The sequence below is a fragment of the Gimesia panareensis genome (genome assembly GCF_007748155.1).
GTDB classification, from domain to species: domain Bacteria; phylum Planctomycetota; class Planctomycetia; order Planctomycetales; family Planctomycetaceae; genus Gimesia; species Gimesia panareensis.
Genome location: NZ_CP037421.1, coordinates 397,180 through 415,129, shown reverse-complemented (window position 1 = coordinate 415,129; position 17,950 = coordinate 397,180). Strand labels below are relative to the sequence as shown.

Genomic DNA, 17,950 nt, shown 5'->3' with positions numbered 1-17,950 from the left:
CCATCCCATTGACGGCAACTCGCTTTTGATTTTTCGGGTAATACCCGGGCTGTTAACCAAACAGTTCCCGTACGGGCTCTCCCATATCGGTGATCGGCACAGGCCGGTCGCCGGAGTAAAGTTCTTCGGAAGGATCGATGCCCAGCGAGGCATAAATCGTCGCGTGCAGATCGGGTACGGAAACCGGACGGGAGACGATTTCTTCACCCAGCTCGTTGGTCTCGCCGATGGTCTTGCCGTTCTGCAGACCACCGCCGGCCAGCGTGACGCTGAAGGCTTTCGACTGGTGACCGCGACCTCCGCCGGAATCGAAACGGGCCGGACGACCGAATTCCGAAGCGACGACAATCAGAGTTTTGTCAAGCAGCTTGTGCTGTTCGAGGTCCAGCACCAGGGCTGACAGTGCGGAATCGAGTTCCTTGATCAACAGGTGCTGATTCAACTGACCGTCATTGTGGGTATCCCAACCGGTCCCGTTCACGAAGTTCAGGTTGTGTGAGACTTCGATGAACCGTACGCCGGACTGAATCAGGCGACGTGAGAGCAGACACCGCTGACCGAATTCACCACCGTATGAATTCCGCAGGTCGCTCTTTTCACTGTCCAGCTGGAAGACCTTCATGAACTCAGGTCCTGACAGACGCAGTGCTTCCGCCACGGATTCGTCATAGTCCTGAATCGTCTGTCCGCCGAAACTCTTCTGACGGTAATCGGCCCGCATTTTCTTCAGCAACCGTTCGCGACGATCCTGGCGTCCCTGGTTCACGCGAGAAGAACGGGTGAAACCACTCGGACCGGCGTTGGTGTCGGTCAGGTAAACATAACCGGCCTTGCTGCCCAAAAAGCCGGGACCACGGGTCACGTTGGGATAACCGATCAGCACGTAAGCAGGTGCAAAATCGCTGACGGCACCACGCTGGTGAGCCACGACGGAACCGACAGACGGGTAAGTAATCGTCCCGGTGGTCGGGCGTCCGGTGTGCATGCGATTGGTCGCGGCGGCGTGCTCGTCGATCACTTCATGATGTACGCTGCGTACGATGTTGAACCGGTCCAGAATTGGAGCACACTTGGAAAGATGCTCACAGACCTGGGTTCCCGGAATCGCGGTCGAAATCGGATCGTAATAGGAACCCGCTTTCTTGGCCTTCGGATCCCCTTTGCGTTTGGGGTCCCAGGTATCGATGTGGCAGGAACCTCCGCCCAGCCAGATCATGATGCAGTGCTCCGCCTTGCCTTTCGGCATCGGTCGCTTTTTGGCGCCATGCGGTTTTGTGCCATGTTTTTCCGAGGCGAGCAACTGCTGCCAGGAAGTTCCCAGCGCCGAAGCCGCCAGGCCGGTGGCGGAAGCCTGTCGTAAGAAATCGCGACGTGTAGACTGAAATTCGTTCATGATTCACTCTTTATTGAAAAGATCAAAGCGTGTTATTCGTTTATCGTTCCATTCAGTAAATATCGTTAAGGCACGAAGATAAATTCCGGAGAATTCAACATGGACCAGAGCATGTCTTCGTAGCGGTTCCGCCAGTCGTCGTTCAGGCGTTTCGTCGGTGGATCACCCTGTTTGACAGCGGCCTCGAGCTCCACCTTGATTTCATTGGCCCGCGGACTCAAATGGTTGGACCAGCCCACCAGGTTCCGGGGCAGACGCTCCCGACTGACAATTTCCGCACCCCGATTCACCCGCTCCGCATAACCGGGCTGGAGCAGCTCGGTAAACAGCTTGAGCTCTGCCGGCGTCGGTTCACGCGTCAGTGCTTTCAAAAATGACTCTTTGATCAACGCCTCCAGGGGCTGATCCTGCAGTGCGAGTTCCGTGAAGGCGCTGTCATCCGACAGACGGGTGAACCGTTGCCCCAGCACTCCGTTCGCCAGAATCGCCGGCTGCAGCGCTGTTGAAGTATATTCACGAGTCGTCAGGGGACTCTGTCGGGTATCCCGCCAGCCGAACGTTTTCATCAGCGTGATGAAAGGCTGACCGAAGGGAAGTGCCAGACTGGGCCGGTCCCGTTCATTGGAAGGAGAAGTGAACTGCCACGCCCGACGCGGCGTTCCCAGGTCGAGTGAGCTATGGTAGTCGCGCGATCCATCAATATCGATACACATCCGGCCGGCGTCCAGCGGTTTGCCACAGATTGCAAACAGCGAGTCCACAATCTGCTCGGCTTCCATCCGACGCAGAACCGGCGAGGAAAAGTTAAAGGTCGTATCGAACAGCCCCTGCACTTTGGTGATATCCGTTGAGGCTTCCCGCTGGTACAGATCCGATTCGAATACCAGACGGGACAGGTACTTCAGGTCATAACCGTGGATCACAAACTGCTGAGACAGGTATTTCAGCAGTTCCGGATGCGAAGGCTCCTGGCCGTCCCAGTCGTCAACCGGCTCGACCAGCCCGTGTCCCATGTACCGCTTCCAGACCCGGTTCACAATCACATTTGCAAACCGCTCGTTTTGAGGCGAAGTCATAATCGCCGCCAGCTGTTCGCGGGTATCTTTATCAGACCGCAGGTAGTTCGCGGGGAACTTGCCCGGCTTGACCAGTTCTTCAAAGGTCCATTTCGGCGTCACATTTTCGCCCGGCAGCAGAGTGACCGAGACCAGCATCGAATTCGACTTGGGATCGAAACCCGGAATCGAACTGGTTTTCGGCACGCCCTGCGGAGACCGCTTGAGCATCGCCGCCAGGCTGAACAGGTCACGCTGTTTGAAATCGTGGAATGGGGCATCGTGACAACGGGCACACTTCATATTCAGCCCCAGGAACGCCTGGCCAATAATGTGCGCCTTGGCTGCCATCGGGGCATCGTTCTGCGAAGCCATTTCGAAACCGGCGGGACCGCCGAAATATTTGCTGCCTTCCATCATCACCAGTTCGGTCAGGAAACGATCGAAGGGTTTGTTGTCATAGAACGACTCGTGGATCCACCAGCGGAATGGTCCGGTGTTATTCAACGTCGGGTTCACAATGTTGGGGTTTTCCGCCAGCACGTCCTGCCAGTAACCCACCCAGTTGTCCGCCCAGCCCGGATCATTGAGCAGGCGCTCAATCGCAAAGCTCCGGCGGGCTTCCGGTTTCTGTGCCAGGTATTCTTTTACCAGGGCAGGTGCAGGCACGGTCCCCGTTGTATCCAGAGACAGCCGACGCAGGAACGCCAGATCACTCAGTGGCGCGGACTGCTTTGCTTTTTCTTTCGACAGACGTCGGTTAATGAAGTGGTCGACGGCGTTATTGGCACGCAGGCCTTTCGAGGCGGCGGGCACCTTGACCTGGGGCTGTTTGAGGACTTCCTCTTTCGCCAGCTTATGCCGCCAGGCCCAGTACTGATCTTCTTCCTGTGACGCTTCGCGACGACGCTCTGCATTCACAGCAATCATGTCGTAGCGATACTGACGTTCGAACGGCAACCATTCCACATCGGTCAGCATTACGACCTGATCGGAGGGAGTCAGCAGTTGGAAGTCTTTACCGGGATCGCCAATGAAGACCGCGGTTTCCCCAAAGTCGGGACGATGGCGGGAACCACCGACGATCATTTCGAACCGCACGCGATGCGGCTTGCCGTCTCCCGTATATTCAACCACCTTTTCATGATCGCCGCGATGCAGCGGACGGATATTAGGCGACAGGCTCAGATCGACGTCGAAGACTTTACCGTGGGCACTGCCGGAAATGTTATGGAAGGGGGTTTCCAGTACCAGCTCGTCGTCGATATACAACCGCGAACCGTTACGGGCTCGCACCAGAATCCGCTTTTTCCCTTTGGGGAGTGTCATCTTGGACATCGCCCGCACCAGGAACGGATCGGGCCGGTCGACTTTGACACCTTTGGCTGAGTAGCGGTTGGGGATTTCAATCAGCGTGAAGTGCGGCTGGGTAAAGGTTTCCGCAAAGCGCGGCGGACGGAAGCTCCAGGATTTCTTATTGGGAATTCCTTCGTAGATATCCACCTGCACCCGGTCGCTCGGAATGGCGGTCCAGTCGATGCGGGGCTTGGGAGCCACGTATTTGAAGTGCGCCTTGATTTCTTTCTCCGGAATGACCTTGCGATACACGGCGAGTTCGTCCATCAGGCCATCAAATGAACTGCGGGCTGAACCTCCCATGGAGGAACCGATCCAGACTTCGTCATTATCGACGACAGGTGCGTACGTGGTATCGCCGCCCATGTCCCATTTACCGGAAATCGACTGACCGTCGACGTATGCTTTCAGGCTCTTCTTTTTTCCGAAGGTATAAGTCACCGCAACGTGATGCCAGTTGTGGGCGCTGATGCCGGAACCAGTGGAAGTCCAGCGATGATAGTTCGGCTTCACATCTTTTTTATCAGGCTTCCCACGAAACAGAAAACTGATTTCCGAACCGGTCACCCGCAATCCGTAGTTCTGGTTGTCCCGGGCAACGCCTTTCCGGTTCGTACGGCCTTTGCCGATAATGTAATAATGACGACCGGAGTCGGTAGAATTCAGATTCACCCAGGCTTCGATCGTGATCTCATCGCCGGCGGTGAAATCCAGCGGGCTCTTCTCGCCCGGATCGACCACTTTCAGAAAACCATCACCGGCTTTGAACTGAGCGGCTTTGTTTTTGTGATCGAATAAAGGAAATTCAGAAGGACGGGGGCCGGCTGCTGTTTTAGGTGCCTGACCACTGACCAGTGCCTGGAATGGCTTCTCCTGCTTTTTGTCAGCAGAAGCGCTGGTATAACCTTCCGGCGTGGATTCTTCGAAATCCCAGTAGAGCGTTGGCTGATGGGAAAGAATCAGCTCGCGGTAGCTGGTCGGTTTGGGTTTGGCAGTTTTGTCTTTTTCAGCGTCAGCGGCGCTCGCAAACAGTGGCAGGGCGAGCGAAAGACTCAGCAGGCACAGGGAACGCTTAACGTATGCCAGGTGGTTCATAGCGGGCAATTCCAGAAAATCAGGTTCTCAGTCGAGACGTCACAGCAGGCGAGTTTTGTCAGAATCCGGCCCCGACAAACATACTGTACACAAGAATGTCACAATGTCGTAAATCGTGATCTACCCTAATATACCGGACTCGTCATTGATCTCACGCTAAATTATACACCGATTGTCCAATTTGTGAAATTTTAGAGAGAATCCCCCTTACTTTCAGGAGATTCACGTCTTCGGGACACAGGTACACTGCCCACTTCAGCCAGCAGACAGACCGGGCTCAATTCTAAGGCAGGAAAATAAACTCGGGGGAATTCAACAATGTCCAGAGCATGTCTTCGTAACGGTTACGCCAGTCATCGCCCAGGCGTCTGGTCGGCGGATCTCCTTTTTTGACCGCTGCCTCCAGTTCCACCTTCACGACATTCGCCTCTGGGCTCACATGGTTTGACCAGCTCACCAGATTCCGTGGCAAACGTTCGCGTTTGACGATGTCCGCATCGGCATTCACTCGTTCCGCATAACCGGGCTGCAGTAACTCGGTAAAGAGGGCCAGTTCGCCTGCCGTCGGTTCACGCGTCAGCGTTTTCATGACAGTCGCTCTGACCAGTTCTTCCACAGGCTGATCCTGCAGGGCGAGTTCGGTAAAATCACTATCATCGGACAGTCGGGTAAATCGCTGCCCCAGGATACCATTGGCGAGGATCGCCGGCTGCAGAGCCGTCGAAGCATATTCGCGATCTGTCACGGGGCTCTGTCGGGTATCCCGCCAGCCGAATGTTTTCATCAGCGTGATGAAAGGCTGACCGAAGGGAAGTGCCAGACTGGGGCGGTCCCGTTCATTGGAAGGAGAAGTGAACTGCCACGCCCGACGCGGCGTTCCCAGATCGAGCGAGTTGTGATAATCGCGGGCACCGTCGATGTCGATGCACATCGGACCGGCATCCAGTGGCTTGCCACAGATCACAAACAGCGAGTCCACAATCTGCTCGGCCTCCATGCGACGCAGTACCGGCGAGGAAAAGTTGTAGGTGGTATCGAGCAGTGCCTGGACAGTGGTAATGTCCGTTGAGGCTTCCCGCTGATAGAGATCCGATTCAAAAATCAGTCGCGCCAGATACTTCAGGTCATAACCGTGGAGCACAAACTGCTGCGACAGGTACTTCAGCAGTTCCGGATGCGAAGGCGCCTGACCGTCCCAGTCGTCGACCGGTTCCACCAGACCATGCCCCAGGTACCGTTTCCAGACCCGGTTCACAATCACGTTCGCGAACCGTTCGTTCTGAGACGAAGTCATAATCGCTGCCAGTTGCTCGCGAGTATCTTTATCAGACCGCAGGTATTTTTCTGGAAACTTGCCCGGCTTGACCAGTTCTTCAAAGGTCCATTTCGGCGTCACCTTTTCGCCCGGCAACAGAGTGACCGAGACCAGCATCGAATTCGACTTGGGATCGAAGCCCGGAATCGAACTGGTTTTCGGCACCCCCTGCGAAGACCGCTTGAGCATCGCCGCCAGGCTGAACAGGTCGCGCTGTTTGAAATCATGGAACGGCGCGTCGTGACAACGGGCGCACTTCATATTTAGACCCAGGAAGGCCTGGCCGATGATGTGCGCCTTGGCTGCCATCGGGGCATCATTCTGAGAAGCCATTTCGAAGCCCGCGGGACCGCCGAAGTACTTACTCCCTTCCATCATCACCAGTTCGGTCAGAAAACGATCGAAGGGTTTGTTGTCGTAGAACGACTCGTGAATCCACCAGCGAAACGGTCCCGTGTTATTCAACGTCGGATTCAGGATATTCGGATTCTCCGCCAGCACGTCCTGCCAGTAGCCGACCCAGTGATCGGCCCAGCCCGGATCATTGAGCAGGCGTTCGATCGCAAAGCTCCGACGGGACTCGGGTTTTTGTGCCAGGTATTCCTTCACCAAAGCAGGCGTGGGAACGGTCCCCGTGGTATCCAGTGACAGCCGACGCAGAAACGCCAGATCGTTCAGCGGCGCGGACTGCTGCGCGTTTTCTTTCACCAGGCGTCGGTTAATGAAGTGGTCGACCGCGTTGTTCGCCCGCAGTCCTTTCGAAGCAGCGGGCACCTTAACCTGGGGCTGTTTCAGAACTTCCTCTTTTGCCAGCTTGTGACGCCAGTCCCAGTACTGATCCTCTTTCTTTGAAGCTTCGCGGCGGCGGCTGGCATTGACTGCGATCTGGTCGTAGCGGTACTTCCGCTCAAAGGCCAGCCAGTCCTCATCCGTCAGCATCACCACCTGATCGGAGGGGGTCAGCAGCTGGAAGTCTTGACCGGGATCGCCGATGAAGACCGCGGTTTCGCCAAAGTCGGGTCGATGGCGGGAACCGCCGACGATCATCTCGAACCGCACGCGATGCGGCTTGCCGTCTCCCGTATATTCGATCACCCGTTCCTGATCGCCCCGATGCAGCGGGCGGATATGGGGCGAAAGGCTCAAGTCGACGTCATAGACCTTGTCGTGCCCGCTGTTCGTGATACTGTGAAACCCGGTTTCCGCAACCAGTTTGTCGTCGATATACAGTCGCGCTGCATTACGGGCCCGCACCAGAATGCGTTTCTTCCCCTCAGGCAGGACCATGTTGGACATCGCCCGCACCAGGAACGGATCAGGGCGATCGATTTTGACGCCTTTGGCCGAATAGCGATTCGGAATTTCAATCAGTGCGAAGTGTGGTTGAGTAAACGTTTCTGCAAAGCGCGGCGGACGGAACTGCCACGACTTTTGATTGGGAATCCCCTCATACACGTCTACCTGCACCCGGTCACTGGGAACCGCGGCCCAGTCGATCTTCACCTCGGGAGCGACATATTTGAAGTGTGAGGTAATCTGTTTCGCAGAAAGAACCTTGCGATAGACGGCCAGCTCATCCATGAAACCATCGAACGAACTGTAAAGCGAGCCCCCCATCGAAGAACCGATCCAGACTTCATCGTTATCCACCACAGGCGGCCGCTCAGTATCGCCGCCCACATCCCACTTACCTTTCACAGGCTGACCATTGACGTAAGCTTGTAAACTCTTCTTTTTACTGAAGGTATAAGTCAACGCCACGTGGTGCCAGCTCTGGGCGCTGATGCCGGCCCCGGTTGAGGTCCAGCGATGATAGGTCGGCTTGTCCCCTTTCTTTTCTGGCTGCGTACAAAACAGAAAACTGATTTCCGAGCCAGTCAGCCGCAGACTGTAATTCTGATTGTCCCGCGCGACTCCCTTCCGGTTCGTACGGCCCTTCCCAATAATATAGAAGAAGCGTCCCGCTTTGATCGTATGCGGATTCACCCAGGCTTCCAGCGTCATCCCATCGCCGGCAGCGAAGTCCAGCGGGCTGTTTTCACCCGGATCGACCACGCGCAGAAAACCGTCACCCGCCTTGAATTGGGCCGACTTGTTGTTCTTGTCGAACAACGGGAATTCAGCAGGACGAGGACCGGCTGCAGTCTGGGGAGCCTTCCCCTTGACGACTGCCTGGAACGGCTTCCCCTGCTGTTTGTCAGCAGCAACGCTGGTATATCCTTCCGGCGAGGACGCTTCAAAGTCCCAGTAGAGCGTCGGCTGATCTGCGAGAATCAGCTCCCGATAGCTGGCGGGGCCGGGTGAGTCGCTTTTTTCTTTCTGAGCGAACGACGGACTCGCAGACAGAGGTAGAGCGAGTGAGAGACTCAACAGGCACAGGGAGCGCTTAACAAATGCCAGATGGTTCATAGCGGGCAATTCCAGATTTTCAGGTTCTCGATTTGAGAAGTCACCATGTCGTAAATCGTGATCTGGTCTAATATACCGGTACCCCCGCTGATCTTATGCGAAAATCTGCATGGGTGGACCAATTTGTGAAATTTTTGCGGGAAAGCCCCTCATTTTGTGAGATTTCCGGTGATCTGGTATATTAATGCAGAAAAACAGAGAATCATGCCGTTACCGTAAGAATTGACCCCAAAGGCCCACCGACTTGAAGCCTGAAGAGACGGAAAATTTTGTTCAACTGCTCACAGCGCATCAGAGCAAACTATACGCCTATATCCGTTCTCTGCTACCCGATTCGCAGGCGGTTCAAGACGTTTTGCAGGAGACCAACCTGGTCCTCTGGCGACGTTCTGAGGAATTCGAGCCGGGAACCAATTTTGTCGCCTGGGCCTGCAAAGTCGCTTACTTTCAGGTACTGGCCTATTATCGCGATAACAAACGGGATTCCATGGTGTTTAATGTCGAGCTGGTATCAATGCTGGCAAAACAGAATGAAGAGAAACTGGCTGGTTCCAAGGACCTGCAGCGGGTGCTCTCCAGCTGTCTGGCCAAGCTGCCGGAACAAAGTCGCCGCCTGATTCAGCAGCGGTATGCTGCCGGCGGATCAGTCCAGGCCATCGCCGAGGAACAGGGCCGCTCCGTGGGCGCTGTCTCCCAGATGCTGTACCGGATTCGCCAACTTTTACAAGAGTGCGTTCAGAAATCACTTGCCAGCGAGCAGGGGGAATAGTTTGTCATGAATCAAAATCCACATCAACCTGATGAGAATCGAAAAGACCCGGAAGAAATCATCTCCGCCTTCCTCGACGGTCTCCTCACCGACGAAGAAAGCCAGGATTTTCTGAAACGTCTCGAATCCGATGACGCAGCCCGCGCGCTCTACCTGGAGATGATGAATATCGATTCTCTGTTGCAGTGGGAACAGGGACAGACCGAACCGCTGCCCGAGGAACTGTGCACTCCCGAGACCATCGCACAGACTGAACCCGCCCGGGATCCGCAAGCAGCCTCGGCTCACAAACAACTGACATTCACCCGCTACGCACTCGCAGCCACGCTGGCAGTCTGCCTGTTCCTGACCACACTGCTGGTCATGGAAAGCCAGCCCGCTCAGGCCATCGCGCGGATCGACTCCAGCGACGGTGTGCCCGCCGCCATGATCATTGAAGAACACAATACCGTCTGGGAACGGACCGAATGGACGCAGGATGTGAGCAAACCGCTGGTCCCCGGCTGGCTCAAACTGAAATCGGGACGCGCCCTGATCGACTTCCTGGGAGGCACCACGATTGCCCTGCAGGGCCCCGCCGAACTGGGACTCAACTCAGACAGCCGCGCTTATCTCAAATCGGGACGACTGGCAGTCGTGGGAACGTCGCGTAAGCATGACTTTACCCTGACCACTGCCGACCTGACGATCCTTTCTCAATCCGCCAACTTCGGACTGGCGATCAACCCGGACAACCAGACGGAACTGCACGTCTTTGAAGGAAGCGTCGAGGTCTCACAGTCGCAGTCCCGCCCCGATGAAGATATATCTCAGGAACAGGTCCCTGACAAACCGCTGCTGGTGAAAGCCGGCGAAGCGATTGTGTTCGACAGTCAGGGTCAGTTGCAGGAGCGACTCCTGGCTGATCAGAGTGCCTTCCCGACCCGCAGCCAGTTCTCCGTCGCTGATCCGCCCGGCGATATCCCAGCGATTGATTTTGCGTCGGCTGAAATCCTGCCCTACAGTTTTCAGGACGGCCAGTACGAACTCCCTACTGACTACCAGCTGATTGAAAACGGCAAAGGCATCCGCCTGTGGGGGAACGCCTGGAAGAGCGTGGAAGTGAACCAGGAAATCACCCCCAACACGGTGATCGAGTTCGACTTCCGCTCCTCGCATGAAGGGCAGATCCACGGCTTCGGCTTTGACGCCGACCGGAAGTACGACAAACAGAATCATACGTTCCAGATTTACGGCTACGAAGCCTGGTCCCACATCGGGCAGCAGTTCAATACGTATTCGGGAACCGGCTGGAAACGATTCCGAATCCGCGTCGGCCGCTATCTGACCGGGAAATACCGTTACCTGCACTTCATTGCCGATGAAGATGTGATTGCCCGGGCCGAGAGCCAGTTCCGTAACGTACGGATTTATGAAGCACCGACGCAGAAATAAATCGTGCTCGCTGTCTCAGCTGAGATAGTTTAGTGACCAATTTCCGGTTGAGGATTCGGCAGCTCCGCTTCGGGGGGTGGCTCTGCATCGCGGAGTCCGCCCAATATCAGGAAGGTCGCTGCGAACAACAGGTAGCCGACGCCGATTCCCGTCGCGCGGAAGGTGAGAGCCTTACTGTTCACATCAGTAAACGCCAGCCGAAAGTGGATGTCGTTCCCCACAATTTCATAGGCGTTCGTCAGCCCCAGAAATGCGAACAGGGCCGCGATCACTGACCAGACCGCTGCCGAGCGATATTTGCCATCGATCAGGCAGGCACAGATCGCTGCCAGGATCATACAGGTAAAAATGAAGCCTCGCTCCATCACGACCAGCCCGTGGATCAGAAAGCCGTTGACCTCGGTAAACAGATTCGCGGATAGAATCTCCTGCAGCGTCTTGCCCCCACCGACAATCAATGTCCCCTGCATCACCGTCATCCCCCAGGCAGCGATCGCTGGAAACAGACCGAGGGCCACCGCGGGTGCGTGACGTGACGGTGAAGCATTAAACGCCTGAGCCGTGATCACCATTCCGATCCAGAGTACAATCGCGATCCCGGCTTCCAGTGGAATGATGTTGCTGATCACGCCCGTCGTCCCTGTCAGACAGATCAACATGAAAAAGATTCCGTTCAGCGTCGAATAACCGGCCCGCGATCCCATCTCTTTCCAGCCGGGATGACCAATATAAATCGTTGTCGGAAAACAGCTGCCCAACAGTGAAGCCACAATCGTCCCGGCACCATTGGCCAGCATCGAGGGCTTGGCGGGATAGCTGTCACCAGCTGCTTCTGCAGATTCGATGTTCTGCATACTGCCGATGACATTAAACAGGCCCATCGGAAAAATCACCGACATGTAACCTACCCATTCACTCGGCTGTTTCAGCAGTTCCCAGAGGGCACCGCCGGCAAAGTGCGGCGGATACCAGCCCCACTGACCCCAGGCGGTTTTGATGGCCTCGGTACTCATGGGAGCTCCTTCCATCATACCGGGAATCACTTCGGGCAGTACCCAGGCGCAGATTGTGCCCACAATGATCGCCAGCAATCCGCCCGGTATGCGAAAAGGAAGTTTTGCCTGTGAAAACAGCGTCAACAGCACGACAGCGGCCGGCAGCATTGCAATCATCGGACGCTGGTAGATTTTCAGCGCGAACGTCATCGAGATAAATCCGATCGCGATTCCCGCCAGAGTCGAAAGCAGTGCCGCCCGGGGCGTCAGCCGGCGGACCCGGTCCGCCACAAAGGCCCCCAGAAATTCAATCACGCCGCTCCCGAAGCAGGCCAGCAGTCCCATCTGCCAGGCTGCTTCCGCACTGTTGGTCCGCTGGTACACGGGCACCATCACAAAGAAAATATAGACCAGCAGTGAGGGTGTGTTGATCCCGTATGGCAGAGCACAGACATCGCTGCGGTTCTCTTTTTTCGCCAGCTGATGCGCCTGCCAGGCATAAAAGATATTTCCCACCAGGATACTCAAGGCGGCGCCGGGCAGAATGTATTGCAGTAGAATATCCGAATCAGCACTGATCCCACACAGCCCGCACAGTGCCACAATCAGCAGCAGCTGGACCAGGTTGTCGATCATCAATGCGAAAAAACCATCCAGATCGCGTCGTACGAAGAGGGGGTAATGGTTTTGCGTCATATCAACTGAGCAGTTCCTTGATTTCATCCTGAGTAAAAGGATTCTTCAGTCGCGCGCCCAGCTGCGAGACAATGCGGGCGGCTGCGTGTGAGGCCAGGTGCCCGGACTGGTGCCAGGTCAGACCGTTGGTAATGCCGTACAGAATGCCGGCCGCATACATGTCGCCGGCACCGGTGGTATCGATAGCGTCTGTCTCGACTCCTTCAATGGGAATCACTTTGCCTTCGTGCATTAGAATCGAACCGTCGCCTCCCAATGTCAGTGCCAGGTTGGGAACGTGATGATGAATCACGTGGGCACAGTCGACGGCATCGTGTTTGCCGGTCAGACTGCGGGCTTCTTCCAGATTGCAGAACAGCAGATCGACGGGACCTTCAATCAGCTCCTGAAACTCGTCCCGGAACAGGTTGATCAGGAACGGATCAGAAACGGTAAAGGCCACCTTCACGTTATGCTTCTTGGCCAGCTCGATCGCATGGTAAGCGGCTTTTTTCTGTGTCTCACCTGTGAAGAGGTAGCCTTCGACATACACATATTTGGACTGCTTGATATGTTCTTCGTGGATGTCCTCGGGGCTGAGCGTCGCAGAGACCCCCAGATTGGTGAGCATGGTCCGCTGTGCGTCATCAGTAATGAGAATCACACAGGTTCCGGTCTGTCCTTCCGCAGCAGGAGGGACTTCGATGGTGACCCCCAGTTTTCGCATGTCCGCCAGATCAAATTCGCCCAGCATGTCGCTACCCACTTTTGCCGCGTAGGCAGCTTTGCCGCCAAAATCAGCGATGCCCAGGATGGTGTTCGCTGCAGACCCCCCGGCACACTGCGACAGCGGTGCGCCATCCAGTTCGCCCAGCACTTTCTGCTGAGCCTCTTCATCGACCAGGGTCATAATCCCTTTGGCATAACCCAGTTTTTCCAGTGTCGCATCGGATACCCGTGCTTGAATATCAACGAGAGCGTTACCCACACCATAAACGTCGTACTGCATGTCGAACCTTGAATCTATGGGATCCCTGTGCGGATCCTGGCCTGATTTAGTGAGAGAATTGAGTCGCACAGAGCTGCTTTTCAACAGACCAGATCATAACCAAAGCGCGTTTCAATGGGAAACCACCCAGACTTATCATCCAGTCAGTTTGAAAAAAGCCGTCAGGTCACTACTATATACTCCAGAAACCATGACGATTTCCCGTTCGAGGCAGTAGAACTGCTGGCAGATCTCGTTTCTGATCCGGATTCGCTCAGAATCTGACAGACCATCAAACAGACTCAATGACCGCATCAGATTTTGTAAGGATGCTATTAGTATGACCAACTCCTCCTCTTCGTATGACCTGCTGTACTCACTGCCACCCATTGGAGGGAATCCCTCGACGCGGGGCCAGCAGACCAATCCGGGAAGTTTTGCCAATCCGCCACAGATCGCCCCGGGCGTCAAAGGCGCCCTGACCTTCTCCTCACCTGATACACCGGGTATGCCGGACGCCTCCGACAAAACCGCCTGGGACTTCATGCCCGCCGGCTGGGAACTCAAACCGGGATTCGAAGAAAATTACGAAACTGCCGACGCCTGGACGCCCCCGGCCGACTTCCTGCCGGTCACCCAGCTCGAATTCGCCCGTTGCGGCACCATCACTCCCGAAATGGAACGGGTTGCCGAACGCGAACCGCATCTGACCGCAGAACAGATCCGCGATGAAGTTGCCGCCGGCCGGATGATCATTCCCGCCAACAAGGTGCACCTGGGTTACCAGCTCGATCCCATGGCCATCGGTCGTGCCTCCAAAACCAAGGTCAACGCCAACATGGGTGCATCACCGGTTTCCTCAGGCACAGACGAAGAAATCGAAAAACTGAAATGGGCTCAGCAATGGGGCGCCGACACGGTCATGGACCTCTCCACCGGCGGCGATATTGACGGCTGTCGCCAGGCCATCATCCAGAACAGCAGCGTGCCCATTGGAACCGTGCCGATTTATTCCATGATCATCGCCCGTCGACTGGAAGACCTGGATCACGCCAGCATCCTGCAGATGCTCCAGCACCAGGCCAAACAGGGGGTCGACTACTTCACCATCCACGCCGGCGTCCTGCGGGAACACCTCGAATTCGTAGCCCAGCGTCTGATCGGCATCGTCAGCCGCGGCGGATCGCTGCTGGCCAAGTGGATGATCCACAATCAAAAACAGAACCCGATGTACGATCTCTGGGATGACATCTGCGACATCATGCGGGAATACGACGTCAGCTTCTCCATCGGCGACGGCCTGCGACCTGGTGGCCTGGCCGACGGAACCGACCGGGCACAGCTGGCAGAACTCTGCGTGCTGGGCGAACTGACCGAACGTGCCTGGAAAAAAGGCGTGCAGGTCATGATTGAAGGTCCCGGCCACATTTCGTTCGACCAGATCGAATTCAACATGAAGGTCCAGCGAAAGCTCTGTCATGGTGCTCCGTTCTACGTTCTGGGGCCCCTGGTAACAGACATTTTCCCCGGTTACGACCACATCACCAGCTGCATCGGTGCGACCGCCGCCGGATATCACGGTGCCAGCATGCTCTGCTACGTGACTCCCAAGGAACACCTTGGTCTGCCCAAGAAAGACGACGTCAAACAGGGCTGCATCGCCTACAAGATCGCCGCCCACGCAGCGGATGTCGCCCTGGGTATTCCCGGCACCCGTAACCGGGACGATGAACTGACCGAAGCCCGGGCTGCCCTTAACTGGGAAAAGCATTTCGAACTCAGCTTCGACCCGGACACCGCCCGGGCCCTGCACGACGAAGACCTCGACGTCGACACCGACTTCTGTGCGATGTGCGGACACGACTGGTGCAGCGTGCGGATCTCCAAGGAAATCCAGGAGTTTATGTCGGGCAAATCGGAAGACTATGCCTGGGATAAAGCAAAGAAATCACTGCCGCTGACAGCGGAACAGCAGGAGATCCTGGAAAAACGGGGCGTCCTCAGCCCGGACCAGATTCACAAGCTGGCTTCCAAGGTCAAGAAAGAAATGACCGGCGAACAGGACAAAGCAGCCTGCCACAGCGACTACGTCGATCCGGAATCTGCTCAGCAGATGCAGACTTCCAAAGAGCTGCCCGTACTGAATCAGCGTCCCTGATTTCCGGTGCTGATCGACTGTGAGTAACGTCTACAGTATCGGGTCCGTCGTTGCAGAACGGACCCGATCTGAGTGGGAGACATGACGATACACACAGATCAGAGAGCGACTAGCGGTTGTTGTATCCGTAGTAGCCGCCTGCAAACAGGATCAGGATAATCACCAGCTTGACGAGTCCCCCCCAGAATCTGATATTGCCGGTGAAGCTGCCTCCTGAATTATTACAATGGGGACAGCGTGTGGTCGCCCCCGCATTACCACTCAGGGCAAATTTCCGGTTGCAGTCCCTGCACTGATAGATTGTATCTCCTTCTTTAGCACCGCAGTGTGGACAGCTGGTGAAGAAGGGCGTCGGCTGCCTGACGGTTTCGCCACAGACCGGACATACCCCTTCGTATTGGTCGAGAGCCAATTGTGGTGCAGTAGCGGGGGCTGAATCTGAATCGGAAGCCGGTGGGGAAACCTGATTGCGCCGCGCCGCCATTTCTTCTTCCCGCTTCCGTTTCTGTTCTTCCTGGAATTGACGCGCGGCTTCCATTGCTTTCTGCAGGCCACTACCTGGCTGCATCGCAGGTGCACTGCCTGGCTGCATCGCACCTGCTCCGGAAGCGTTCGGGTTGCCTCCTTCATTCATCGTCAGCTGATCCTGTTGTTTCTGCTTACGCGGCTTGATCAAACTCAGATCCGGATCACTGAAAAATTCCGCGATAAACAGTTCCTCTTTCGTTCCCGTATTCAATACGGCTACCGAATCACCATAAGCCAGCCTCACAAACTTACCTTTGATCTGGCGATTCTTCCGGTCAGTCCAGACCCGGAATTCTTTTTCCTGCTCTTCAGGAGTCAGCATCGTATCTGCATTTTCAGGAAAAAAGTTACCAGCGACTTCTTTCTTCAGACGCTCCTGAACATATTCCTGATCTTCAGGCGAAAACTTATCGTAAGGAAATTCCTGCGTCGTACCACTCTGGGTGATGAGCAAGGTGACCATTCCATCTATCATTTTTACGTAGGAAGCTGCGACGGAATTCCCGCTAATGTCAGTCCATTTGCGGTGAAAGTTGACCCGCAACAACTGTTTGAGCTTCCGCGGCGAAAGGTTCGGGTCCAGCGGTTCCCGGTAAGCCAGGGGAAGTTCATCCATTCGGCCCTGCATTTTCAAAGCTTCACGCAGCAACTCCAGGTCTTCGTCGATCAGGGTTCCCACCGGAATACTGATCATGCCAAATCCCGAGTTCGTCCCGGGACGTGCTGAAAAACGAATTTCCCGCCCGTCGAGACTGAGAAAACGGGCCTCGGACTTCTGTCCCTTTTTATCAGTCCAGACGCGATAGCCGGTCAGCGCTTCCTTCAGTTTGGGATCGATTTCCGTATTGGCTTTGATCACATTCGGATCGTCGTCAGCGGCGGCAGGTTTACCGAGCCCGGCCATCGCGGGTGGCAATGTTCGTGCTTCCGTGGAAAGCCCCAGTTCCGCTGCCATCGCTTTGGCTTTTGACTGCATCTCACTGGGCAACAGCCCCAGCAGATTATTCCGGCGGTGATATTCGAACAGCCACTGCATGTCTTTCTCCGACAACTGATCCAGGGGAATCCGGACCAGTTGAGCCGGTTCTTTGATCAGTTGCAGCTCCTTGGGATTGAGGGAGACATACTTGGCTTTGTAACTGCTGCCGTCTTTGAAAGTCCATACACGCGACGTAAATGGTTTATACGACTCTTCCCCCTTGTCAGTCTCTGTCGTCATTTTCGTTTCAGGGGTAACCGGAGTCTTCATTTCGACCGGTGCCGGCGTAGACTCTTTGCTGGCGGGGGGATCGCTTTTCTTTTCCGGGACAGACGATTCGGTCTGCGGCTTGCGGTATTCTTCCGGCAGGAAACTCAGCTGTTTGCGGCGCTTGTGATATTCGTAGAGCCAGTTGAGATCTTTGACACTCAACTTCTCCAGAGGAACACGCACGGTCCCCTGCCCGTCCAGGCGCAATGTCGCCTGCGAGCCGCTCACCACGATGAGCTTCCCCTTAGCTTCCGAGCCGTCCCGGAAACTCCAGGTGCGGACCGTGAACCGTTCGTAGCTTTCCTCTTCGGCTTCTGTCTTCAGTGTCTGTGAGAGAAATAATGCACACACCACGCAAGACAGGATTGAGAGTTTTCGTTTCGTATTCATCGTGATTAAACCACCTGAACCAGGAATACAATAAGTCAGCGCATTAATGACAAGTAAAACTCTACCAACAGGTTACCTTACATCTGTTCAAGTTGGAATAGAGTTTTTATGAAAAAACGGCGAATGGGGTATCCCTCACCC

Annotated in this window: 9 protein-coding genes; 3 read left to right on the top strand and 6 right to left on the bottom strand. The window is 55.6% G+C overall.

What is annotated here, in order from left to right:
- Window positions 1-52: 52 nt before the first annotated feature.
- The 3 genes from Enr10x_RS01590 to Enr10x_RS01580 all read right to left on the bottom strand — a co-directional run bounded on the left by Enr10x_RS01590 (window position 53) and on the right by Enr10x_RS01580 (window position 8,623).
- Window positions 53-1,393: a DUF1501 domain-containing protein gene (locus Enr10x_RS01590; protein ID WP_145447955.1), complete on the bottom strand. Its 1,341-nt coding sequence runs from the start codon at window positions 1,391-1,393 to the stop codon at window positions 53-55.
- 65 nt (window positions 1,394-1,458) lie between these two features.
- Entirely contained in the window at window positions 1,459-4,899 is a 3,441-nt protein-coding gene (locus Enr10x_RS01585; protein ID WP_145447954.1) for a DUF1553 domain-containing protein, read from the bottom strand.
- Window positions 4,900-5,182: 283 nt separating this feature from the next.
- Window positions 5,183-8,623 carry a DUF1553 domain-containing protein gene (locus Enr10x_RS01580; RefSeq protein ID WP_145447953.1) on the bottom strand — a complete coding sequence of 1,147 codons (3,441 nt, stop codon included), beginning with the start codon at window positions 8,621-8,623 and terminating at the stop codon, window positions 5,183-5,185.
- A 244-nt stretch (window positions 8,624-8,867) separates the two neighbouring features.
- Between Enr10x_RS01580 and Enr10x_RS01575 the strand changes: the two genes are divergently transcribed.
- Together Enr10x_RS01575 and Enr10x_RS01570 are read left to right on the top strand one after the other, a co-directional pair.
- On the top strand, window positions 8,868-9,392 hold the full coding sequence (locus tag Enr10x_RS01575; RefSeq protein ID WP_145103323.1) for a sigma-70 family RNA polymerase sigma factor: 525 nt from the start codon (window positions 8,868-8,870) through the stop codon (window positions 9,390-9,392).
- A 6-nt stretch (window positions 9,393-9,398) separates the two neighbouring features.
- Complete coding sequence (locus Enr10x_RS01570) at window positions 9,399-10,826, top strand: hypothetical protein (protein ID WP_145103320.1); 1,428 nt, start codon at window positions 9,399-9,401, stop codon at window positions 10,824-10,826.
- Between the two features lie 29 nt (window positions 10,827-10,855).
- Here the strand turns inward: Enr10x_RS01570 and Enr10x_RS01565 are convergent, their stop codons facing one another.
- Together Enr10x_RS01565 and Enr10x_RS01560 are read right to left on the bottom strand one after the other, a co-directional pair.
- Window positions 10,856-12,517, bottom strand: coding sequence for an NCS2 family permease (locus tag Enr10x_RS01565; protein ID WP_145103317.1), 1,662 nt, complete (start codon window positions 12,515-12,517; stop codon window positions 10,856-10,858).
- Between the two features lies 1 nt (window position 12,518).
- Window positions 12,519-13,505: an adenosine kinase gene (locus tag Enr10x_RS01560; protein ID WP_145103314.1), complete on the bottom strand. Its 987-nt coding sequence runs from the start codon at window positions 13,503-13,505 to the stop codon at window positions 12,519-12,521.
- A gap of 487 nt (window positions 13,506-13,992) precedes the next feature.
- Between Enr10x_RS01560 and thiC the strand changes: the two genes are divergently transcribed.
- Window positions 13,993-15,642, top strand: a complete 1,650-nt coding sequence (thiC, locus tag Enr10x_RS01555; protein WP_145116085.1) for a phosphomethylpyrimidine synthase ThiC — start codon at window positions 13,993-13,995, stop codon at window positions 15,640-15,642.
- Between the two features lie 109 nt (window positions 15,643-15,751).
- On the opposite strand, the gene Enr10x_RS01550 is transcribed toward thiC, so the two are convergent.
- Window positions 15,752-17,809 carry an SHD1 domain-containing protein gene (locus Enr10x_RS01550; protein ID WP_145447952.1) on the bottom strand — a complete coding sequence of 686 codons (2,058 nt, stop codon included), beginning with the start codon at window positions 17,807-17,809 and terminating at the stop codon, window positions 15,752-15,754.
- Window positions 17,810-17,950: the final 141 nt, after the last annotated feature.

Coding starts and splice junctions, on each gene's coding strand:
- Enr10x_RS01590 (WP_145447955.1), bottom strand. CDS start 1,393: ATGAACGAATTTCAGTCTACACGTCGCGATTTCTTACGACAGGCTTCC.
- Enr10x_RS01585 (WP_145447954.1), bottom strand. CDS start 4,899: ATGAACCACCTGGCATACGTTAAGCGTTCCCTGTGCCTGCTGAGTCTT.
- Enr10x_RS01580 (WP_145447953.1), bottom strand. CDS start 8,623: ATGAACCATCTGGCATTTGTTAAGCGCTCCCTGTGCCTGTTGAGTCTC.
- Enr10x_RS01570 (WP_145103320.1), top strand. CDS start 9,399: ATGAATCAAAATCCACATCAACCTGATGAGAATCGAAAAGACCCGGAA.
- Enr10x_RS01565 (WP_145103317.1), bottom strand. CDS start 12,517: ATGACGCAAAACCATTACCCCCTCTTCGTACGACGCGATCTGGATGGT.
- Enr10x_RS01560 (WP_145103314.1), bottom strand. CDS start 13,505: ATGCAGTACGACGTTTATGGTGTGGGTAACGCTCTCGTTGATATTCAA.
- thiC (WP_145116085.1), top strand. CDS start 13,993: ATGCCGGACGCCTCCGACAAAACCGCCTGGGACTTCATGCCCGCCGGC.
- Enr10x_RS01550 (WP_145447952.1), bottom strand. CDS start 17,809: ATGAATACGAAACGAAAACTCTCAATCCTGTCTTGCGTGGTGTGTGCA.